This is a genomic window from Achromobacter anxifer, assembly GCF_903652925.1.
GTDB classification, from domain to species: Bacteria; Pseudomonadota; Gammaproteobacteria; order Burkholderiales; family Burkholderiaceae_B; genus Achromobacter; species Achromobacter anxifer.
Genome location: NZ_CAHLAR010000003.1, coordinates 738,397 through 757,476 on the forward strand (window position 1 = coordinate 738,397; position 19,080 = coordinate 757,476).

At 67.7% G+C, this 19,080-nt stretch carries 17 protein-coding genes; 10 read left to right on the top strand and 7 right to left on the bottom strand.

What is annotated here, in order from left to right; translation table 11 throughout:
* Positions 1-42: 42 nt before the first annotated feature.
* The 7 genes from HWY37_RS12710 to HWY37_RS12740 form a co-directional block, all read right to left on the bottom strand.
* Complete coding sequence (locus tag HWY37_RS12710) at positions 43-1,038, bottom strand: ABC transporter ATP-binding protein (RefSeq protein WP_175205201.1); 996 nt, start codon at positions 1,036-1,038, stop codon at positions 43-45.
* Positions 1,035-2,015, bottom strand: a complete 981-nt coding sequence (locus HWY37_RS12715) for an ABC transporter ATP-binding protein (protein ID WP_175205202.1) — start codon at positions 2,013-2,015, stop codon at positions 1,035-1,037. The genes HWY37_RS12710 and HWY37_RS12715 overlap by 4 nt, the downstream gene beginning before the upstream one ends.
* Before the next feature lie 139 nt (positions 2,016-2,154).
* The gene (locus HWY37_RS12720; protein WP_175205203.1) at positions 2,155-3,069 is read right to left on the bottom strand and encodes an ABC transporter permease; all 915 of its coding nucleotides are present in this window, start codon (positions 3,067-3,069) and stop codon (positions 2,155-2,157) included.
* Complete coding sequence (locus HWY37_RS12725; protein WP_175205204.1) at positions 3,069-4,058, bottom strand: ABC transporter permease; 990 nt, start codon at positions 4,056-4,058, stop codon at positions 3,069-3,071. Before HWY37_RS12725 ends, HWY37_RS12720 begins: the two co-directional genes overlap by 1 nt.
* Before the next feature lie 70 nt (positions 4,059-4,128).
* Positions 4,129-5,700 carry an ABC transporter substrate-binding protein gene (locus HWY37_RS12730; protein WP_175205205.1) on the bottom strand — a complete coding sequence of 524 codons (1,572 nt, stop codon included), beginning with the start codon at positions 5,698-5,700 and terminating at the stop codon, positions 4,129-4,131.
* A gap of 198 nt (positions 5,701-5,898) precedes the next feature.
* Positions 5,899-6,396, bottom strand: a complete 498-nt coding sequence (locus HWY37_RS12735; protein ID WP_176088750.1) for a MarR family winged helix-turn-helix transcriptional regulator — start codon at positions 6,394-6,396, stop codon at positions 5,899-5,901.
* A gap of 200 nt (positions 6,397-6,596) precedes the next feature.
* Positions 6,597-6,785: a hypothetical protein gene (locus HWY37_RS12740; protein ID WP_175205207.1), complete on the bottom strand. Its 189-nt coding sequence runs from the start codon at positions 6,783-6,785 to the stop codon at positions 6,597-6,599.
* Here HWY37_RS12740 and HWY37_RS12745 point away from each other — a divergent pair.
* The 10 genes from HWY37_RS12745 to HWY37_RS12790 all read left to right on the top strand — a co-directional run bounded on the left by HWY37_RS12745 (position 6,766) and on the right by HWY37_RS12790 (position 19,046).
* Positions 6,766-8,985: a ferredoxin family protein gene (locus HWY37_RS12745; RefSeq protein WP_175205208.1), complete on the top strand. Its 2,220-nt coding sequence runs from the start codon at positions 6,766-6,768 to the stop codon at positions 8,983-8,985. The genes HWY37_RS12740 and HWY37_RS12745 overlap by 20 nt on opposite strands.
* Positions 8,986-8,998: 13 nt before the next feature.
* Positions 8,999-10,543 carry an indolepyruvate oxidoreductase subunit beta family protein gene (locus HWY37_RS12750; protein WP_176088751.1) on the top strand — a complete coding sequence of 515 codons (1,545 nt, stop codon included), beginning with the start codon at positions 8,999-9,001 and terminating at the stop codon, positions 10,541-10,543.
* Between the two features lie 26 nt (positions 10,544-10,569).
* The gene (locus HWY37_RS12755) at positions 10,570-11,547 is read left to right on the top strand and encodes a PDR/VanB family oxidoreductase (RefSeq protein WP_176088752.1); all 978 of its coding nucleotides are present in this window, start codon (positions 10,570-10,572) and stop codon (positions 11,545-11,547) included.
* 23 nt (positions 11,548-11,570) lie between these two features.
* Positions 11,571-12,890 carry an aromatic ring-hydroxylating dioxygenase subunit alpha gene (locus HWY37_RS12760; RefSeq protein WP_176088753.1) on the top strand — a complete coding sequence of 440 codons (1,320 nt, stop codon included), beginning with the start codon at positions 11,571-11,573 and terminating at the stop codon, positions 12,888-12,890.
* The gene (locus tag HWY37_RS12765; RefSeq protein ID WP_175205212.1) at positions 12,887-13,378 is read left to right on the top strand and encodes an aromatic-ring-hydroxylating dioxygenase subunit beta; all 492 of its coding nucleotides are present in this window, start codon (positions 12,887-12,889) and stop codon (positions 13,376-13,378) included. The genes HWY37_RS12760 and HWY37_RS12765 overlap by 4 nt, the downstream gene beginning before the upstream one ends.
* Positions 13,379-13,387: 9 nt before the next feature.
* A complete protein-coding gene (locus tag HWY37_RS12770) occupies positions 13,388-15,022 on the top strand; it encodes an AMP-binding protein (protein ID WP_176088754.1) in 1,635 nt (544 codons plus the stop codon).
* A complete protein-coding gene (locus HWY37_RS12775) occupies positions 15,019-16,185 on the top strand; it encodes a thiolase family protein (RefSeq protein ID WP_176088755.1) in 1,167 nt (388 codons plus the stop codon). Before HWY37_RS12770 ends, HWY37_RS12775 begins: the two co-directional genes overlap by 4 nt.
* Positions 16,182-17,423, top strand: coding sequence for an SDR family NAD(P)-dependent oxidoreductase (locus HWY37_RS12780; RefSeq protein WP_176088756.1), 1,242 nt, complete (start codon positions 16,182-16,184; stop codon positions 17,421-17,423). The genes HWY37_RS12775 and HWY37_RS12780 overlap by 4 nt, the downstream gene beginning before the upstream one ends.
* A 43-nt stretch (positions 17,424-17,466) precedes the next feature.
* Complete coding sequence (locus HWY37_RS12785) at positions 17,467-18,252, top strand: cyclase family protein (protein ID WP_175205216.1); 786 nt, start codon at positions 17,467-17,469, stop codon at positions 18,250-18,252.
* Positions 18,253-18,317: 65 nt separating this feature from the next.
* A complete protein-coding gene (locus HWY37_RS12790) occupies positions 18,318-19,046 on the top strand; it encodes an SDR family NAD(P)-dependent oxidoreductase (RefSeq protein ID WP_176088757.1) in 729 nt (242 codons plus the stop codon).
* Positions 19,047-19,080 lie beyond the last annotated feature (34 nt).

The window sequence follows — 19,080 nt, forward strand, 5'->3', positions numbered from 1 at the left end:
GCGGCGGACGTAGCGCCCCCGCACAACCGCGCCGCCCGCGGATCAGACTGAGATCCGCCCTTCCTGCACGGCGTGGCAGGCTACCACCGACACTCCCGCAGCCATCGCCACCGGCGCCTCGGCCTTGCAGCGCTCGTTCGCATGCGGGCAGCGCGGGTGAAAAGTGCAGCCCGACGGCGGATTCAAGGGATTCGGCACCTCTCCCGCCACCGCCGTGCGCGGCTTGCCCGCGCCGTTGATGTCGGGAATCGCTTCCAGCAGCATGCGCGTGTACGGATGGCGTGGCCGCGCGAACAGTTCGTCGCGCGGCGCCACCTCCACCATGCGGCCCAGGTACATCACCCCTACCCGGTCGGCCACGTGGTGCACCACCGCCAGGTTGTGGGAAATGAACAGATAGGTCAGCCCCAGGTTGCGCTGCAGATCCTTCATCAGGTTCAGCACCTGCGCCTGCACCGACACATCCAGGGCCGAGGTCGGCTCGTCGCACACCAGGAATTCAGGATTCACCGCCAGGGCCCGCGCGATCGAGATGCGCTGACGCTGGCCGCCCGAAAACTGGTGCGGATAGCGTCCCTGGTCCGCCGGATCCAGGCCCACCTGCTTGAGCAGTTCGCCCACGCGCGCGCTGCGCTCGTCGGGTGACATGCTGGTATGCGTCAGCATGGGCTCGGCGATGATGCGGCCCACGCGCCAGCGCGGATTCAGGCTGGCATAGGGATCCTGGAAGATCATCTGCAGGCGCTTGCGCAGGGCCCGGCCTCCCGGCTCCGACATGCGCGACAAGGGCTGTCCGTCAAAGCGGATGTCGCCGCGGGTCAGGCCGTACAGGCCCACCAGCATGCGCGCCACGGTCGATTTGCCGCAGCCCGATTCTCCGACCAGCGCCAGCGTTTCGCCGCGCGCGATCTCGAACGACACCCCGTCCACGGCGCGCAGCATCACGCGCGGCTTGCCCGCGAGCTTGCGTTCCAGCCACGGCGGCGACACATCGAACCAGCGCGCGGCGTCCTTTACTTCTACCAAGGGCGTCGTCATGCGGCCACCTTATCGTTGTTGTCGTGCAGCCAACAGGCCGCTCGGGAGGTGCCGGCGGCCATCAGCTCCGGGCGCTCCACGCCGCAGCGCGGCAAGCGCTGGCCGCAGCGCGGATTGAAGGCGCAGCCCGGCGGAATGGCGTTCAGGCGCGGCATGCTGCCGTCGATCTGCACCAGTCTTTCGGAATGCCCTTCCAGCGACGGGATCGATCCCATCAGCCCCGTCGTATAGGGATGGCGCGGCTTGTGGATCACGTCCGCCACCGGACCGATCTCGGCCACGCGGCCCGCGTACATCACCGCCACGCGGTCGGCGGTCTCGGCGATCACACCCATGTCGTGCGTGATCAGCATCACCGCTGTGCCGTTTTCGCGGCACAGGCGCTTGAGCAGTTCGATGATCTGCGCCTGGATCGACACGTCCAGCGCGGTGGTGGGCTCGTCCGCCACCACCAGCTTGGGCTCGGCCGCCAGGGCCAGCGCGATCACCACGCGCTGGCGCATGCCGCCGGAAAACTGGTGCGGATAGTGGTCGATGCGCTCGCGCGCAGCCGGGATGCCGGTGGCCGCCAGCAGCTCCACCGCGCGTTCGCGTGCCTGGGACCAGCTCAGGTCCAGGTGCGTCACGATGGTTTCCGCCAGTTGCCGGCCCACCGTGTACAGCGGGTTCAGCGAGGTCAGCGGATCCTGGAACACCGCCCCGATCTCGCGGCCGCGCACGCGGCGCATCTGCTCGTCGGGCAGGTTGTCGATGCGGCGGCCCGCCAGCAGGATCTCGCCTGCGGCGATACGCCCAGGCGGTTCCAGCAGGCCGATGATGGAGGCTCCGGTCAATGACTTGCCGGCGCCGGACTCGCCCACCACGCCCAGGACTTCGCCGGCCTGGATGGAAAAGGACACGTCGTCCAGGGCGCGCAGCGTGCCGCGGCGCGTCGGGAACTCCACGCGCAGATTGCGGACTTCTAGTAATGCGCTCATGCGCGATACCTCAATTCAATTACCTGTTGCACACGACTGCGGGCCTCCGCCTCGCGGGGCCGCAGCGGATCCGGGTTTCCCGGTCCGCTCGCGGCGCCCCCTTGAGGGGGAAGCGCCGCAGGCGCTTCGGGGGTGGGCTTCATGCCAGACGCGGGTTGAGCGCATCGCGCAGCCAGTCGCCCAGGAGGTTGACCGACAGCACCAGCAGCACCAGCGCCGCGCCCGGGAAGATGGTGATCCACCATTCCCCTGAAAACAGGAAGTCGTTGCCGATCCGGATCAGCGTGCCCAGCGAGGGCGCGGTCGGCGGCACGCCGACGCCCAGGAACGACAGCGTGGCTTCCGTGATGATGGCCGTGGCCAGGTGCACCGTGGCCAGCACCAGCACCGGACCCAGCACATTGGGCAGCACGTGGCGGAACATGATGACGGGCGAAGCCACGCCGATCACGCGCGCCGCCTGCACGTATTCGCGGTTCTTCTCCACCAGGGTGGAGCCGCGCACGGTGCGCGCGTACTGCGGCCAGCCGGCAAGCGCGATCGCGCCGATCAGCACCGGAAACGCGATCAGCTCGTGCATCTCGCGCGGCACCGCCGCCCGCGCCACGCCGTCGATCAGCAGCGCGATCAGGATGGCCGGGAACGACAGCTGCACATCGGCGATACGCATGATGAAGGCGTCGACGCGCCCGCCCGCGTAACCCGAGATCAGGCCCAACACGATGCCGATCACCATGGACAGCAGCACCGAGGCCAGGCCGATCAGCAGCGACACGCGGGTGCCGTACAGGATGGCCGAGTACAGGTCGCGGCCCTGGCTGTCGGTGCCCAGCAGGTAGGTCGGCTGGCCGTTGGTCTCCCAGGCGGGCGGCAGCAGCGCGTCCAGCAGCTCCACCTTGGTCAGGTCGAACGGATTGTGCGGCGCCACCCAACCGGCCCCGAAGGAGCCGATCAGCAAGAGCGCCAGCAAGAGGGTGGCCACGATGGCCACGGGCGCCCGGCGCCAGGCCCAGGCGATGTCGCTGTCCCACCAGCGTTTGAGTACGGCGCGCATCAGTGAGCCCCCCCGCCGCGGGTCAGCCCGCTACGCAGGCGCGGGTCCACGACAAAATACAAAAGATCGACGATCAGGTTGATCACCACGAAGACCAGCGCGATCAGGCACAGGTAGGCCGCCATGACGGGCACGTCAGCGAATTGCACCGCCTGAATGAACAGCAGGCCCATGCCCGGCCACTGGAACACGGTTTCCGTGACGATGGCGAAGGCGATGATGCCGCCCAGCTGCAGGCCGGTGATGGTGATGACCGGCACCATCGTGTTCTTCAGCGCATGGCCGAAATGGATGGCGCGGCGCTTCAAGCCGCGGGCGCGCGCGAACTTGATGTAGTCCGAACGCAGCACCTCCAGCATTTCCGAGCGCACCAGGCGCAGCACCAGGGTCATCTGGAATAGCGACAAGGTGATGGACGGCAGGATGAGATGCTTCCAACCCGTGGCGGTGAACAATCCCGAGGACCACCAGCCCACGCTCACGGTGTCGCCCCGCCCATAGCTGGGCAGCCAGCCCAGTTGCACGGAGAACACCAGGATCAGCAGGATGCCGATCAGGAAGGTCGGCAGCGACACGCCCAGCAGCGAGCCGGCCAGCAGCAGCTGCGACAGCAGGCTGTTGCGCTTGAGCGCGGTGTAGACGCCCAGCGGCACGCCCACCAGCAGCGCCAGCAAGGCCGCCACCATGGACAGCTCCAGCGTGGCCGGCAGGCGGGATTTCAGCAGGGTGGAAACGGGCTCGCTCTGGCGCAGGGAGATGCCGAAATTGCCCTGCAGGGCGTTGCCCACGAAATGGCCGAATTGGACGATGGCGGGCTCGTTTAGCCCCAGGCGCTCACGCAGTGCGATGCGCTCGGCATCGGTGGCGTCCTGACCCAGCATGATGGTGACAGGGTCGCCGACATATTGAAAAAGCACAAAGGCCAGTAGCGAGACGGTGAGCATCACCGCTACGGCCTGCAACAGGCGACGCAGTATGAAAGCAAACATAGGCGGAAAAGGCGTAACGGCGGGGCCAGGAGCCTAAGGCGCTCGGGCCCCGCCGTTTGATTAGCCTGGATCAGTCAACCTTGACCCAATCGGCAACGAGGCGATTGTCGGCACGGTGAATGACCGTGACGTTCTTGCGCATGGCCCAGGGAATGACCTGGTCGTGCAGCGGGATATGGCCGAAGTCCTTGGCGTGCCCTTGCAGCACGGTAATGATGTCGGCGTCGCGCTTGGCCGGATCGGTCTCGGTCTTGATCCTGTCGATGATGACGTCCAGTTCCTTGTTGCTGTAGTTGCCCAGGTTGTACATGCCGTCCGCGCCCTCTCCCTTGGTGCGGATCAGGTTCTGCAGCGTGTACATGGCGTCGAAGGTGGGCACGCCCCAGCCGAACAGGTAGGCGCTGGTGTCGAACGACTGCACCTTGGGGAAATAGGTCGAACGCGGCATGGCGTTCAGCGTGGCCTTGACGCCGACCTTGGCCCACATGCCGACGACGGCCTGGCAGATGGCTTCGTCGTTGATGTAGCGGTTGTTCGGGCAGTCCAGCGTGAAGTTCAGCGTGCCGTCGTAGCCGGCTTCCTTCAGCAGGGCGCGCGACTTTTCGGGATCGTAGGGCACGCGCGCATGCAGGGACTGGGCCCAGCCATGCACCTGCGGCGCGATCATCGTGCCGGTGGGCGCGGACAGGCCGCGCATCACGGCGCGCTTGATCGCGTCCACGTCGATGGCGCGGTACAGCGCTTCGCGCACGCGGATGTCCTGGAACGGGTTCTTGCCCTTGATGTTGGAATACTGGAGCTCCGGACGCTTCTGGTCCAGGCCCAGGTAGATGGTGCGGTACTCGTTGCCTTCCACCACCTTGGCCGACTGGCGCAGACGCTCCAGGTCCTGGGCCGCCGGATCCAGCACGAAGTCGATTTCGCCCGACAGCAGCGCCGCGGTGCGCGTGGCGTTCTGCTTGATCGGCGTGAACACGACTTCGGTCACGTTGCCGACCTTGCCGGCCTGGTTCCACCAGCCCTTGTTTTCCTCGAACACCGTGCGCACGTCCACTTCGCGCGACTTCAGCTTGTAGGGGCCGGTGCCGTTGGTGTTGCGCGCGCCGTAGGTCTCTTCCTTGTTGACGTAGTCCTGCGGCTTGGCGATGTTGTTCTTTTCCGACCAGGCCTTGTTCATGATGAACACGTTGGTCAGCTGGCGCAGCAACACGGGGTTGGGCGCCGAGGTCTCGATCTCGACCGTCAGGTCGTCGACCTTGCGGGCTTCCTTGATGCCGGTGGTGTAGGCCTTGTAGTTCGAGGTGGGCGCCATGGCGCGGTGGATCGAGAACACCACGTCGTCGGCCGTAAAGGCGGCGCCGTCATGGAACTTCACGCCAGGGCGCAGCTTGAAGCGGTACAGCGTGGGCGAAACCTGCTCCCACTCCGTCGCCAGGCGCGGGGTCACCTTGAAGGACTTGTCATAGTCCACCAGCGGTTCGTAGATGTAGCTATTGGCGGCGATCGTCATGCCTTCGTTCTGCGAATGCGGATCGAAGGTAAGGATGTCGCCCTGGGCGGCCCAGCGGAAAGTCTTGGCCTGCCCGATCGTGGGCACGGCGACGGCGGCGGCGATCGCGATAGCAATCAAGGTGCGGCGCATAGGTTTACTCCTGACAGTAGTCTGAATACCGGCGCGATATTGCCTAGCCGCAAGACCTCCGTCAATTGAGGGTTTATGCGTACCGTCAGGGGTTTTCACAGAGGGAGACGGTATTGGGGACACATAAGTTTGTAACAAAATAATCGAAGCAAACAGTGTTCGGTGCCACAGGTCCAGGCGCCGCCCCGCCGGTCCCGGCTATTCGTCGTCGGGCGCCGCCATCTCCAGCGGCACGTGCTCCGTCATCAACACTTCCAGCATGTCGATCAGCATGGCGGCCTTTTCCTCGCCGAAGGGCGCCAGCACGGCCTTCTGATGCTGCAAGGCCTGCTCGCACAGCGCGGCAATCAGATTGCTGCCCTTGGTCGTGATGCAGACCCGGGTCTGGCGCCGGTCCGCCCGCACGCCGGTGCGCGCCACCAGGCCCTCGCCTTCCATGCGCTGCACCACCTTGCTCAGGGTGGGCTGCTTGGTGATGGCCAGCACCGCCAGCGTGCCTATGGTTTCGCCGCGGCTGCCCTGCAGGCTGGCCAGCACCCGCCATTCGGTCACGGACAGGCCGGCCGCCTTCACCTGAAGATGGAATTCCGCCGAAATGCGCTGGCTGGCCTGCGCCAGCAGATAGGCCAGATAGCCATCGACGAAGCGACCTTTGTGCGCCGCCGCGTCCGTGTCCCGCTGCTTGTCCAACCGCATGTTGCTTTGCTCCCACGCACCGGAAACCAGGGCCGACGCGGCCCGACGAAATGCGCATTGCACCACGCTGGCGCAAACGCGCGCCATGATGCGCCGCAATGCTGTTGCGCAGCACAGGGTATACCCGGAATCGCAACCCATTTTTGCACCATCGCGGCGCCGGAAAGGCGCTGCGCACTAGAGAACAACGAGTATATACGTCATTGTTTTAGCGTGATATTTTTTGTTTTCCATGAAATTTCATCTTTTTTGTTGACAGCTAAAACGTTGACTCCTAAAGTATTTTTAAGACGAGTTTTTCCTGTCGTGACGATGCTGCGCAGCAGCAACCATTGAGGACCCGCAGGCCGGGCCGCGAAGGAGTGCCAGATGGCTGAAAGGTCTTTCAAAAAAGAAGTCCAGCAGTTGCGCATCGGAGCGGGCGAAGAGTTCCGCGGCGAAGGCATACTCGCGGTCACCAAGGCCCTGCTGCAGTCGGGCGTGGGCTACGTCGCCGGCTACCAGGGTTCGCCGATCTCGCACCTGATGGACGTGCTGGCGGACGCCAACGACATCCTGCAGGAACTGGGCGTGCACTTCGAGGCCAGCGCCTCGGAAGCCACGGCGGCGGCCACCCTGGCGGCCTCGGTCATGTACCCCATCCGCGGCGCGGTCACCTGGAAGTCCACCGTCGGCACCAACGTCGCGTCCGACGCGCTGGCCAACCTGGCCTCGGGCGGCGTCACGGGCGGTTCGCTCGTCATCGTCGGCGAAGACTACGGCGAAGGCTCGTCCATCATGCAGGAACGCTCGCACGCGTTCGCCATGAAGTCGCAGATCTGGCTGCTGGACCCGCGCCCCAACCTGGAAAGCATGGTCAAGGCGGTGGAGGATGGCTTCGAGCTGTCCGAAGCCAGCAAGACGCCCGTGATGCTGCAGCTGCGCATCCGAGGCTGCCACGTGCACGGCCGCTTCATCGCCAAGGAAAACAAGCGCCCCGCCTTCTCGCTGGCCGAGGCGCTGGAAAGCCCGGCGCGCGACACCAGCCGCATCGTGCTGCCGCCTGCCTCCTTCCTGCACGAGCAGGAAAAGATCAAGGAACGCTGGCCCGCCGCCATCCGCTACATCAAGGAGCACAAGCTCAACGAGCACTTCGACGGCGACCAGGACGATATCGGACTGATCCTGCAAGGCGGGCTCTACAACGGCGTCATCCGCGCGCTGCAGCTGCTGGGCCTGGCCGACAACTTCGGCAATAGCCGCATCCCGCTGTACGTCATGAACGTGACCTACCCGGTGATCGAGGACGAGGTCATCGATTTTTGCCGCGGCAAGCGCGCCGTGCTGCTGCTGGAAGAAGGCCAGCCCGACTACATCGAACAGAACCTGCACGCGGTGCTGCGACGCGCCGGCATCGACACCAGGCTGTCCGGCAAGGACGTGCTGCCCATGGCGGGCGAATACACCACCCAGGTCATGCGCGACGGCCTGCGCGAATTCCTCAAGCGCCAGCGCCCGGAATCGCTGCAGACGCATCCCGCCGCCGCGGCCGACGCCTCGCAAAGCCAGCTGCAGGTCACCGAAGTGGCGCGGCCCAAGCCCGCCCCGCAGCCGGCCGAACAGCCCATCACCTTCCACAAGCACGTCGAGGGCCTGGCCGCCGTGGTGCCGCCGCGTCCCGCCGGCTTCTGTACGGGCTGTCCGGAACGGCCGATCTTCTCGGCCCTGACCCTGGCGCAGGAGACGCTGGGCCAGCATCATATTTCCTGCGACATCGGCTGCCATCTGTTCTCGATCCTGCCGCCGTTCAACCTGGGCGCCACCACCATGGGCTACGGCCTGGGCGCTTCCAGCGCGGCGGCCTTCAACGTGCCCGCCGCCAAGCGCCCCATCTCCATCATGGGCGACGGCGGCTTCTGGCACAACGGCCTGGCCTCCGGCATCGGCAACGCGGTGTTCAACAAGTACGACGGCGTCATCGTCATCGTCGACAACTTCTACGCCTCGGCCACCGGCGGCCAGGACATCCTGTCCTCGCGCGCCGACAACCCGGACCGCTCCACCAACAACCCCATCGACCAGGCCGTGCGCGGCGTGGGCGTGAAGTGGGTGCGCACGCTGGACCGCACCTATGACGTGGCCAAGGTCCGCGCCACCATCGAGGAAGCGCTGACCACCGACATCAAGGGCCCCAAGGTCATCATCGCGCAGTCGGAATGCATGCTGAACAAGCAGCGCCGCATCAAGCCGCTGTTCAACAAGGCAGTGAAGGAAGGCAAGCGCGTGGTGAAGGAGCGCTTCGGCGTCGACCCGGACGTCTGCACCGGCGACCACGCCTGCATCCGCCTGTCGGGCTGCCCGTCGCTGACGGTCAAGGACAGCGGCGACCCCTTGAAGGAAGACCCGGTGGCGCACGTGGAAAGCAGCTGCGTGGGCTGCGGCAACTGCGGCGAGGTCGCCCATGCCGCCGTGCTCTGCCCGTCCTTCTACCGCGCCGACATCGTCCACAACCCGACTGGCCGCGACCGCTTCCTGGCGCGCATGCGCACCGCCGTCATCGGCTTCCTGCAACGGCGCCGCGCCGCGCGCCTGGCCCACCACGCCCTCTGAGGACACCCGTTCCATGAACCCGGCCGTTATGCAACAAGCCAACCCGATCAAGATCGCCATCCTGGCCATGGGCGGCCAGGGCGGCGGCGTGCTGGCCGACTGGATCGTCGACATGGCCGAGCACGCCGGCTGGTGGGCCCAGACCACTTCGGTGCCGGGCGTGGCCCAGCGCACCGGCGCCACCATTTATTACCTGGAACTGCTGCCGGAAGCCGAGGTGCAGCGCGCCGGCCGTCCGCCCGCCCTGGCCCTGATGCCCACGCCGGGCGACGTGGACCTGGTGGTGGCGGCGGAACTGATGGAAGGCGGCCGCGCCATCCAGCGCGGCCTGGTCACGCCGGAACGCACGGTGCTGCTGACCTCTTCGCACCGCAGCTACGCGGTCAGCGAAAAGTCCGCGCCCGGCAACGGCATCGCCGATCCCAACAAGGTGCTGGAAGCCGGCCGCGCCGCGGCCAAGCGCTTCCTCTGCTTCGACCTGCAGGACCTCGCCGACCGCGCCAGCAGCGTCATCAGCGCCAGCCTGTTCGGCGCGGTGGCCGGCAGCGGCGCCCTGCCTTTCTCGCGCGACGATTTCGAGGCCACGGTGCGGCGCGCCGGCCTGGGCGTGGAAGCCAGCCTGCGCGCCTTCGCGCTGGGCTTCGAATCCGCCGACCAGGCGCCCGCGCAGCCAGCCCCCATCGATCTGTCCCGTCCGGTGCCCGCCGTGCCCGAACGCGCCGCCAGCCCCAAGGCCCAGGCCCTGCTGGACACGATCAAACGCGACTTCCCCGCCTGTGCGCAGCCCATGCTGGCGGCTGGCACGCGCCGCCAGATCGAGTTCCAGGACCTGGCCTACGCCGCCGAATACCTGCGCCGCATGAAGGCCATCCGCGACCTGGACGCCGCCCACGGCGGCGAGGCCCGGCAGTGGGCGCTGACCTGTGCCGCCGCGCGCTACGTGGCCACGGCCATGGCCTACGACGACGTGATCCGCGTCGCCGACCTGAAGACCCGCGCCACGCGTTTCGACCGCGTGCGCCAGGAAGTGGGCGCGCGTCCGGACCAGCTGGTCTACACCACCGAATTCATGCACCCGCGCCTGGAAGAAATCTGCGGCACCTTGCCCGCCGGGCTGGGCCGCTGGCTCGAAAACTCCAAGGCCTTCGGCAGCTTCGTCGAACGCCGCCTGGGCCACGGCCGCCGCATGCAGAGCGGCACGCTGGGCGGCTTCCTGATGCTGTACACGCTGGCCGGCATGCGGCGCTTCCGCCGCAGCACGCTGCGCCACCAGGCCGAAGCCGCCGGCCTGGAACAGTGGCTGGACCTGATCGCCCGGCTGACCCCGCGCGACTACGCGCTGGCCGTCGAAACCGTCAATTGCCGCCGCCTGGTCAAGGGCTATAGCGACACGCATGTGCGCGGCGGCGGCAAGTACCGCCAGCTGATCGCCGCGGCGGAGCAGCTGGTTGGCCGGCCCGATGCCGCCGAGACGCTGCGCTCGCTGCGCGAAACCGCGCTGGCCAACGAAAAATGCGGCCCCATGGAACGCCAGCTGGCTGAAAAGCTGGCGGCCTGAGACAAGCAAAGATAGGGACAATCGCCGTGCAGACACTGAAACTCATCGTCCGGGAAGTCCGGCAGGAATCGCCGCTGATCCGTTCGTTCCGGCTGGCGCGCGAGGACGCCGGCCCCTTGCCCGCCTTCGGGCCGGGCGCGCACCTGAAAGTGACGGTGCCGGGTCTGCGCGAACCGCGCTGCTATTCGCTGGTGCAGCTGGCGCCCGAGGCCGGCAAGTTCGCCCAGCCCGAGGAATACCGCCTGGGCGTGCGCCTGGAAGAAACCAGCCAGGGCGGATCGCGCCACATGCACGCGCTCACCGCCGGCGACACGCTCACGGTCGAGGGCCCGAAGAACGACTTCCCGCTGCACGAGTCGCCCGCCGGCGACGAACCCGTGGTGCTGATCGCGGGCGGCATCGGCATCACGCCGGTGGCGTCCATGGCCGCCGCGCTCAAGGCCGCGGGCCGCGCCTTCCATCTGCACTACTGCGGCCGCAGCAAGGACCAGCTGGCCTTCCTGCCCGAACTCCAGGCCCTGGCCGGCGCCGACCTGAGCCTGCATGCCGACGACGATCCGTCCCGCCGCTTCGACCTGCAGGCGCTGCTGGAATCCTCGTCGCCGCGCCAGCACCTGTACGTCTGCGGCCCCAAGGGCCTGATCGACGCCGTCATCCAAAGCGCCCGCGCGCGCCACTGGCCCGACGCCCACATTCATTTCGAACTCTTCGCCACGGCCGCGCCGCAGGCCGGCGACCAGCCCTTCGAGGTCGAACTGCGCCAGTCCGGCCGGGTGCTGACCATTCCCGCCGACAAGACCATCGTCGACGTCATGGAAGAGGAAGGCTGCGACCCGATGTACGACTGCAAGCGCGGCGAATGCGGCGTCTGCCAGGCCAACGTGCTGGAAGGCGAACCCGACCACCGCGACTACTACCTCTCGGACACCGAGAAAGCCAGCGGCAAGATCATCCAGATCTGCATCTCGCGCGCCAAGTCGGCGCGCCTGGTGCTGGACCTGTAGCACCGACGCAAGGAAGCGCCACCATGGGCAAATACCGCGACAATCCCGATGCCATCCGCGCCCTGCTGCGCGACACCGAGGTGCACAAGGACCTGTTCATCGACCAGGAGCTGTTCGAACTGGAGATGGAGCGCCTGTACGCCAACACCTGGGTCTACGTCGGCCACGACAGCCAGGTCCCCAATCCCGGCGACTACGTCACCACCACGGTAGGCAGCCAGCCGGTGGTGATGGTGCGCCACAGCGATCGCTCGGTGCGGGTGCTGCACAACCGCTGCCCGCACAAGGGCACCATGGTGGCGGGCGACGCCTGCGGCAACACCGGCAAGTTCTTCCGCTGCCCCTACCACGCCTGGACCTTCAAGACCGACGGCAGCCTGCTGTCCATCCCGCTGAAAAAGGGCTACGAGAACACCGGGCTGGAAAACTGCGAAGCCAGCCAGGGCATGGCCGCGGTGAAGGACGTGAAGAACCATCGCGGCTTCGTGTTCTGCCGCCTGAACCCGGAGGGCCAGTCCTTCGAAGACTTCTTCGGCGAATCGCTGTCCACCCTGGACAACATGGTCGACCGCTCGCCCGAGGGCCGGCTGGAAGTCGCCGGCGGAGTGCTGCGCTACATGCACCGCTGCAACTGGAAGATGCTGGTCGACAACCAGACCGACACCTGCCACCCGATGGTGGCGCACGAATCCTCGGCCGGCACCGCCGTGAAGGTCTGGGAACAGGCGCCGGAAGGCACGCCCAAGCCCATGGCCGTGGAGCTGTTCGCGCCCTTCATCTCGCCCTACGAGTTCTTCGAGAACATGGGCATACGCGTGTGGGAGAACGGCCACGGCCATACCGGCGTGTCGGACTCCATCCACGCCTCGTATTCCGGCATTCCGGGCTACTGGGATTCCATGGTGGCGGCCTATGGCGAGGAACGCGCCAAGCAGATCCTGGGCGACGTGCGCCACAACACCGTGTACTTCCCCAACATCATGGTGAAGGGCCCGATCCAGACGCTGCGCATCTTCAAGCCGATCGCCGCCGACCGCACGCTGGTGGAGTCCTGGACCTTCCGCCTGGTGGGCGCGCCCGACCTGCTGCTGGAACGCACGCTCATGTACAACCGCCTCATCAACGCGCCGACTTCGGTGGTCGGGCACGATGACCTGGAAATGTACGAACGCGCACAGGACGGCCTGCAATCGCGCGCGCGCGACTGGGTCAACGTCGGCCGGCTGTACTCGCCCGACGAGGTCGGCCAGAAGAACGTCGCCACCAATGGCACCAATGAATGGCAGATGCGCAACCAGTACCGCGCATGGGGCCGCTACATGACCGGACCGGAGTCGGTATGAGCGCAAGCGACCGCGAGTTGATCGATTTTGTCTACGCCGAGGCGCGCATGCTGGACGAGCTGCGCTTCGAGGACTGGCTGGACCTGTACACCGAGGACGGCTACTACTGGATGCCGCTGGCCCATGGCCAGACCGACCCCAAGCTGCACGCCTCGCTCATGTACGAGGACAAGCTGCTGCTGCGCGTGCGCGTCGAGCGCCTGGCCGGCCAGCGCACCTTCTCGCAACAGCCCAAGAGCCGCTGCCATCACCTGCTGCAGGCGCCCACGGTCGAACACGGCCATCCCGATGCGGCGCCCGCCGAGGGCCGCCACGTGGTGCGCACCGCCTTCCATTACGTCGAAACGCGGCACGACGCGCAGACGCTGTACGCGGGCTGGGCCACCCACCACCTGGTGGAGCAGGACGGCGCGCTGCGCATCCGCCTCAAGCGCGTGGACCTCGTCAATTGCGACGCGGCCTTCGGCAATATCCAATTGTTCATGTAGGAGCGGCTTGTGAGCACCACGGTCCATCAGGCATTCCGCGACACCGCGGCCCGCTACGGCGCCCAGCCCTTCCTGTGCATCCTGCCCGAGACGGCGCTGGCCTATGGCATCGCCGCCGGCGAGCTGAGCTACAGCCAGGCCGCCGAGGCCATCGAGACCCTGCGCGCGGCCTATGCCCGCGCCGGTTACGGCCATGGCCACCGCGCCGGCCTGCTGCTGGAAAACCGCCCCGCCTTCTTCCTGCACTGGTTCGCGCTGAATGCGCTGGGCGTGTCGGTGGTGCCGATCAATCCCGACCTGCGCGCCGCCGAACTCGAATACCTGACGGGGCACTCCGAGATCGCGCTGGCCGTGGCGCTGCCGGAACGCCACGCCGACCTGCTGGCCGCTGCGCAACGCGCCGGCCGCGAACTGCGCGTGATGGGACCGGACGACGCGCCGCCCGCCGCGCCCTTCCCCGCGCCGCAGGCAGGCAGCGAGCCCGGCGTGCTGACCGAGTGCGCCCTGCTCTACACGTCCGGCACCACCGGACGGCCCAAGGGCTGCATCCTGCCCAACCGCTATTTCCTGCACGCGGGCGGCTGGTACGCCCGCATCGGCGGCCTGTGCGAACTGCGCCCGGGCCAGGAACGCATGCTGACGCCGCTGCCGCTGGTGCACATGAACGCCATGGCGTATTCGGCCATGGCCATGGTGCTGACCGGCGGCTGCCTGATCCCGCTGGACCGCTTCCACCCCAAGACCTGGTGGGACAGCGTGCGCGACTCCGGCGCGACGGTGCTGCACTACCTCGGCGTCATGCCCGCCATCCTGATGAAGGCCGAGCCCTCGGCGCGCGATAGGCAGCCCGCCATCCGCTTCGGCTTCGGCGCGGGCGTGGACCGCAAGCTGCACCAGCCCTTTGAAGAGCGCTTCGGCTTTCCCCTGCTGGAAGCCTGGGCCATGACCGAAACCGGCGCGGGCGCCGTCATCATCGCCAACCAGGAGCCGCGCCACATCGGCAGCAGCTGCTTCGGCCGCGAAGAAGACGACGTGCTGGTGCGCATCGTGGCCGACTCGGGCGCCGAGGCCGCGGCCGGCGAGCCTGGCGAACTGCTGGTGCGCCACGCCGGCGACGATCCGCGCTACGGCTTCTTCGCCGGCTACCTCAAGGACAAGGAAGCGACCTCCCAGGCCTGGGAAGACGGCTGGTTCCATACCGGCGACATCGTGCGCCGCGACGCCGACGGCGCGCTGCGCTTCGTCGACCGCAAGAAGAACGTGATCCGCCGCAGCGGCGAAAACATCTCTGCCGTGGAAGTGGAAAGCGTGCTGCTGCAGCATCCGCTGGTGAAGGCGGTGGCGGTGGCCGCCGTGCCCGATGCGGTGCGCGGCGACGAAGTGCTGGCCTGCGTGGTGCCAGAGAGCCTGCCGGCCGACGCCGCGGCGCTGGCGGAGGCCGCGCGCAGCATCGTGCAATGGAGCCTGGAGCAACTGGCCTATTACAAGGCGCCCGGCTACGTGGCCTTCGTCGACAGCCTGCCGCTGACCACCACCAACAAGATCCAGCGCGGCGAAATGAAGGCCCTGGCGCCCACCTTGCCCGGCACGGACCGCTGCGTGGACACCGGCCACATGAAGAAACGCCAGGAGCCCGCGCGATGAGCCGCCGCGGCTATGACGGCGTGGTGGCGGCCCTGCCCGTCACCATTCCCTATGAACGCTATTCCACCCATGCCGCCCACTGGTGGCTGGGCCGGGCGCTGGGCGCGCTGATCCGCCAGGCCGGCATCGCCAAGACCGACGTGGACGGGCTCTGCGTGTCGAGCTTCACGCTGGCGCCCGACACCGCCGTCGGCCTGGTGCAGCACCTGGGCATGAGCCCACGCTGGCTGGACCACATCCCCATGGGCGGCGCCAGCGGCGTGGCGGCCTTGCGCCGCGCGGCCCGCGCCGTACAGGCGGGCGACGCCAACATCGTGGCCTGCATCGCGGGCGACACCAATCACGTGGACTCGTTCCGCAACACGGTCAGCCAGTTCTCGCGCTTCGCGCAGGACGCGGTCTACCCCTATGGCGCGGGCGGCCCCAACGCCAGCTTCGCGCTGCTGACCGCCAACTACATGCGCGCCACAGGCGCCACCCGCGAGGACTTCGGCAAGCTGTGCGTGGCGCAGCGCGACAACGCCCTGCGCTATCCGCATGCGCTGATGAAGAAGCCGCTGACGCTCGCCCAATACCTGGACGCCCGCGTCATCACCGACCCGATACACCTGTTCGATTGCGTGATGCCCTGCGCCGGCGCCGACGGCTTCCTGGTCATGAGCGAGGACCGGGCGCGCGCGCTCAAGCTGCCCTACGCCCGCATCCTCTCCACCATCGAACGCCACAACGCCTGGATCGAGGACCCGATCCAGACCCGCGGCGGCTGGGCCATGGACCTGGACGAGCTCTACGGCCAGGCCGGCGTCCAACCTGGCGACATGGATTTCCTGCAGGCCTACGACGACTACCCCGTCATCAACCTGATGCAGATCGAAGACCTGGGTTTTTGCCAGAAGGGCTCGTCCCCCGACTTCGTTCGCAACAACAGTTTTACCGTGGACGGCAGCTTTCCCTTCAACACCAATGGCGGCCAGTTGTCGGTGGGCCAGGCCGGCGCGGCCGGCGGCTATCTGGGCATGGTCGAGGCGCTGCGCCAATTGAGCGGCACGGCCGGTGGTACGCAAGTGGCCGACGCCCGCCTCGGCATGGTGAGCGGCTTCGGCATGATCAATTACGACCGCGGACTGTGCACCGCCGCGGCCATCCTGGGGAGCCACGCATGACCGAACCCTTGGCCAAGCCGCCCCGCAAGAATCCGATCGCCCGCACTCGCCAGCCGACGCTGCCACCGGGCTGGCGCAGCCGCAGCGCGCTCGGGCTGACCGCCGCCGCCGCCGAGGGCCGCTTCGACCTGCAGACCTGCGCCGACTGCGGCGCGGTCCAGTATCCGCCACGCGAGGTCTGCGGCCACTGCCTGTCCGAGCGCCTGCCCTGGCGGCCGGCCGATGCCAGCGGCGTGCTGCTGGTCAGCACCACCCTGCATCACAGCAACGACCTGTATTTCCGCGAACGCCTGCCCTGGCGCGTGGGCACGGTACGCATGACCGCCGGCCCCTCCGTCGTGGCGCACGTGCACCAGGACTGCGCCGACGGCGACCGCGTGCGCCTGGGGCTGAAGCTGGACCGCAGCGGCCAGGCCGTGATGATCGCCCTGCCTGAAAGGAACACGCCGAACATGGAAGACGACAAGACCCTGCGCGAAACCTCGTGCGATCCCAAGTTCCGCCGCGCCCTGGTCACCGACGGCAAGTCGGCGGTGGGCCAGGCCGTGGCGCGCGCCCTGCTGGACGCCGGCTGCCCGGCCGTCTTCCTGGGCGATCCGCAGGCCTGGAAGCGCGACGCCGCCTTCGAGGCCCTGGCGGCCGACCCGCGGGTGCAGGCGGTGGTGCTGGACGTGACCGACACCGATTCGGTCGAACGCGTCGCCGCCTCCATCGGCGGCAAGGTCGAGATCCTGGTCAACACCGCCGACCTGGAGCGCGAGGGCGGCCTGCTGAACCGCAAGGACGTGAACACGGCGCGCGACGCCATGGACGTGAACGTGCTGGGACTGATGCGTCTGGCGCAGAGCTTCGGCCCGGCGCTGTGCGGCCGCGCCGCGGACGGCGTCAACAGCGCCACGGCCTGGGTCAACGTGCTGTCCATCTACGCCCACATGAACCTGCCGTCGCGCGGCATGTGGTCGGCGTCCAAGGCGGCCGCGCTGTCCCTGGCGCAATGCCTGCGCGCCGAGATGCGCGGCGCGGGCGTGCGGGTGGTGAACGTGTTCCCCGGGCCGGTGGACCACGAATGGGAGCAGCGTACGCCGCCCCCGCGCGTGGCGCCCGCGGCGATCGCCGCCGCCATCGTGCGCGCGCTGAAGGAAGGCATCGAGGACGTCTACGTCGGCGATGTCGCGCAGGAATTCCGCGCCCGGCTGGCGGAGAACCCCAAGGGACTGGAAAGGGAGCTGGGAGCCTGACGGCCCGCCGCCCCGACAACGCACGAACCTAGAGGAACAGCACATGAGCCAAAATATTCTTGCCCAATTCATGGCCGAACTGATGTCCGGCCGCATCCGCGTGGTGGACCTGACCGAGACGCTGACGCCTGAATTCCCGACCATCGTGCTGCCGCCGGAATTCGGCCAGGCCTGGCCGTTCCGCATCGAGGAGATCTCGCGCTACGACGAGCGCGGCCCCGCCTGGTACTGGAACAACTTCTCGTGCTCCGAGCACACTGGCACCCACTTCGACGCGCCGGCCCACTGGGTCACGGGCAAGGACCAGCCTGACAACACCGTCGACACCATTCCGGTCGAGGCCTTCATCGCCAGCGCCTGCGTCATCGACTGCTCGGCCGAATCCCGCGACAACCCCGACTTCCTGCTGACCGTGGACTTCGTGAAGAAGTGGGAAGAGCGGCACGGCCGCATCCCCGCGCGTTCCTGGGTGCTGATGCGCACCGACTGGTCCAAGCGCGCCAAGCCCGCCGACTACCTGAACCTGCAGGAAGACGGCGCGCACTCGCCCGGCCCGGATGCTGAAGTGGTGCCCTGGCTGATCAAGGAACGCGACGTGCACGGATTCGGCACCGAGTCGGTCGGCACCGACGCGGGCCAGGCGCAGCACCTGGATCCCCCCTACCCCTGCCACTACTACATGCACGGCAACAACCGCTACGGCCTGCAATGCATGACCAACCTGGACCAACTGCCGCCGACCGGCGCGGTGATCTTCTCGGCGCCGCTCAAGATCCGCAGCGGCTCGGGCAGCCCGCTGCGCGTGCTGGCGCTGGCGCCCAAGGCCTGAGCCGGCCGCACCTGAGCCGGCCGCGCCTGAGCCGGCCGCGCAACCACGATTACAGGGGGATATCCATGACGCACACCAACGTCGCCATCGTCACCGGCGGCAGCGCCGGCATCGGCGCCGAGATCTGCCGCAGCATGCTGGACGCAGGCTACGAAGTGATTTCCATGGCGCGCCGCGCCGCCGACTTCAGCCATCCGCGCCTGCACAACATGCAGGTGGACCTGCTGGACGCGGACGCGACTGCGCAGGCCGGCGCGGAAGCCGCGGCGAAGTTTCCCATCAGCCACGTTATCCACAACGCCGGCGTCATCTGGCCCAACCTGCTGCCGCAGGTCACGCAGGAAGAACTGCACGGCCTGACCCAGATCCATCTGGGCGCGGCCATCAGCCTGGTGCAGGCCGCCCTGCCCGGCATGCAGGAACGCAAGTTCGGCCGCATCGTGATGATGTCGTCGCGCGGCGCCCTGGGCCTGCCGACGCGCACCGCCTATTCGGCCACCAAGGCCGGCATGGTGGGCATGGCGCGCACCTGGTCGCTGGAGCTGGCGCCCTATGGCATCACGGTCAACGTGGTGGCGCCGGGCCCGATCCAGACCGATATGTTCTACGAGGTGATCGAGCCCGGCAGCGAGCGCGAAAAGCAGCTGGCGGCCGGCATCCCGGTCAAGCGCCTGGGCCGTTCGGACGACGTGGCGCGCGCCGTCATGTTCTTCTCGGACCCCGCCAACAGCTTCGTCACCGGCCAGACGCTGTTCGTCTGCGGCGGCGCCAGCGTCAGCTCAATCACCATCTGAGCGCGCATCGCGCGCGCCGCTTCGGGTTTTGACG

Coding starts and splice junctions, on each gene's coding strand:
- HWY37_RS12710 (WP_175205201.1), bottom strand. CDS start 1,038: ATGACGACGCCCTTGGTAGAAGTAAAGGACGCCGCGCGCTGGTTCGAT.
- HWY37_RS12715 (WP_175205202.1), bottom strand. CDS start 2,015: ATGAGCGCATTACTAGAAGTCCGCAATCTGCGCGTGGAGTTCCCGACG.
- HWY37_RS12720 (WP_175205203.1), bottom strand. CDS start 3,069: ATGCGCGCCGTACTCAAACGCTGGTGGGACAGCGACATCGCCTGGGCC.
- HWY37_RS12725 (WP_175205204.1), bottom strand. CDS start 4,058: ATGTTTGCTTTCATACTGCGTCGCCTGTTGCAGGCCGTAGCGGTGATG.
- HWY37_RS12730 (WP_175205205.1), bottom strand. CDS start 5,700: ATGCGCCGCACCTTGATTGCTATCGCGATCGCCGCCGCCGTCGCCGTG.
- HWY37_RS12735 (WP_176088750.1), bottom strand. CDS start 6,396: ATGCGGTTGGACAAGCAGCGGGACACGGACGCGGCGGCGCACAAAGGT.
- HWY37_RS12745 (WP_175205208.1), top strand. CDS start 6,766: ATGGCTGAAAGGTCTTTCAAAAAAGAAGTCCAGCAGTTGCGCATCGGA.
- HWY37_RS12750 (WP_176088751.1), top strand. CDS start 8,999: ATGAACCCGGCCGTTATGCAACAAGCCAACCCGATCAAGATCGCCATC.
- HWY37_RS12760 (WP_176088753.1), top strand. CDS start 11,571: ATGGGCAAATACCGCGACAATCCCGATGCCATCCGCGCCCTGCTGCGC.
- HWY37_RS12765 (WP_175205212.1), top strand. CDS start 12,887: ATGAGCGCAAGCGACCGCGAGTTGATCGATTTTGTCTACGCCGAGGCG.
- HWY37_RS12775 (WP_176088755.1), top strand. CDS start 15,019: ATGAGCCGCCGCGGCTATGACGGCGTGGTGGCGGCCCTGCCCGTCACC.
- HWY37_RS12780 (WP_176088756.1), top strand. CDS start 16,182: ATGACCGAACCCTTGGCCAAGCCGCCCCGCAAGAATCCGATCGCCCGC.
- HWY37_RS12785 (WP_175205216.1), top strand. CDS start 17,467: ATGAGCCAAAATATTCTTGCCCAATTCATGGCCGAACTGATGTCCGGC.
- HWY37_RS12790 (WP_176088757.1), top strand. CDS start 18,318: ATGACGCACACCAACGTCGCCATCGTCACCGGCGGCAGCGCCGGCATC.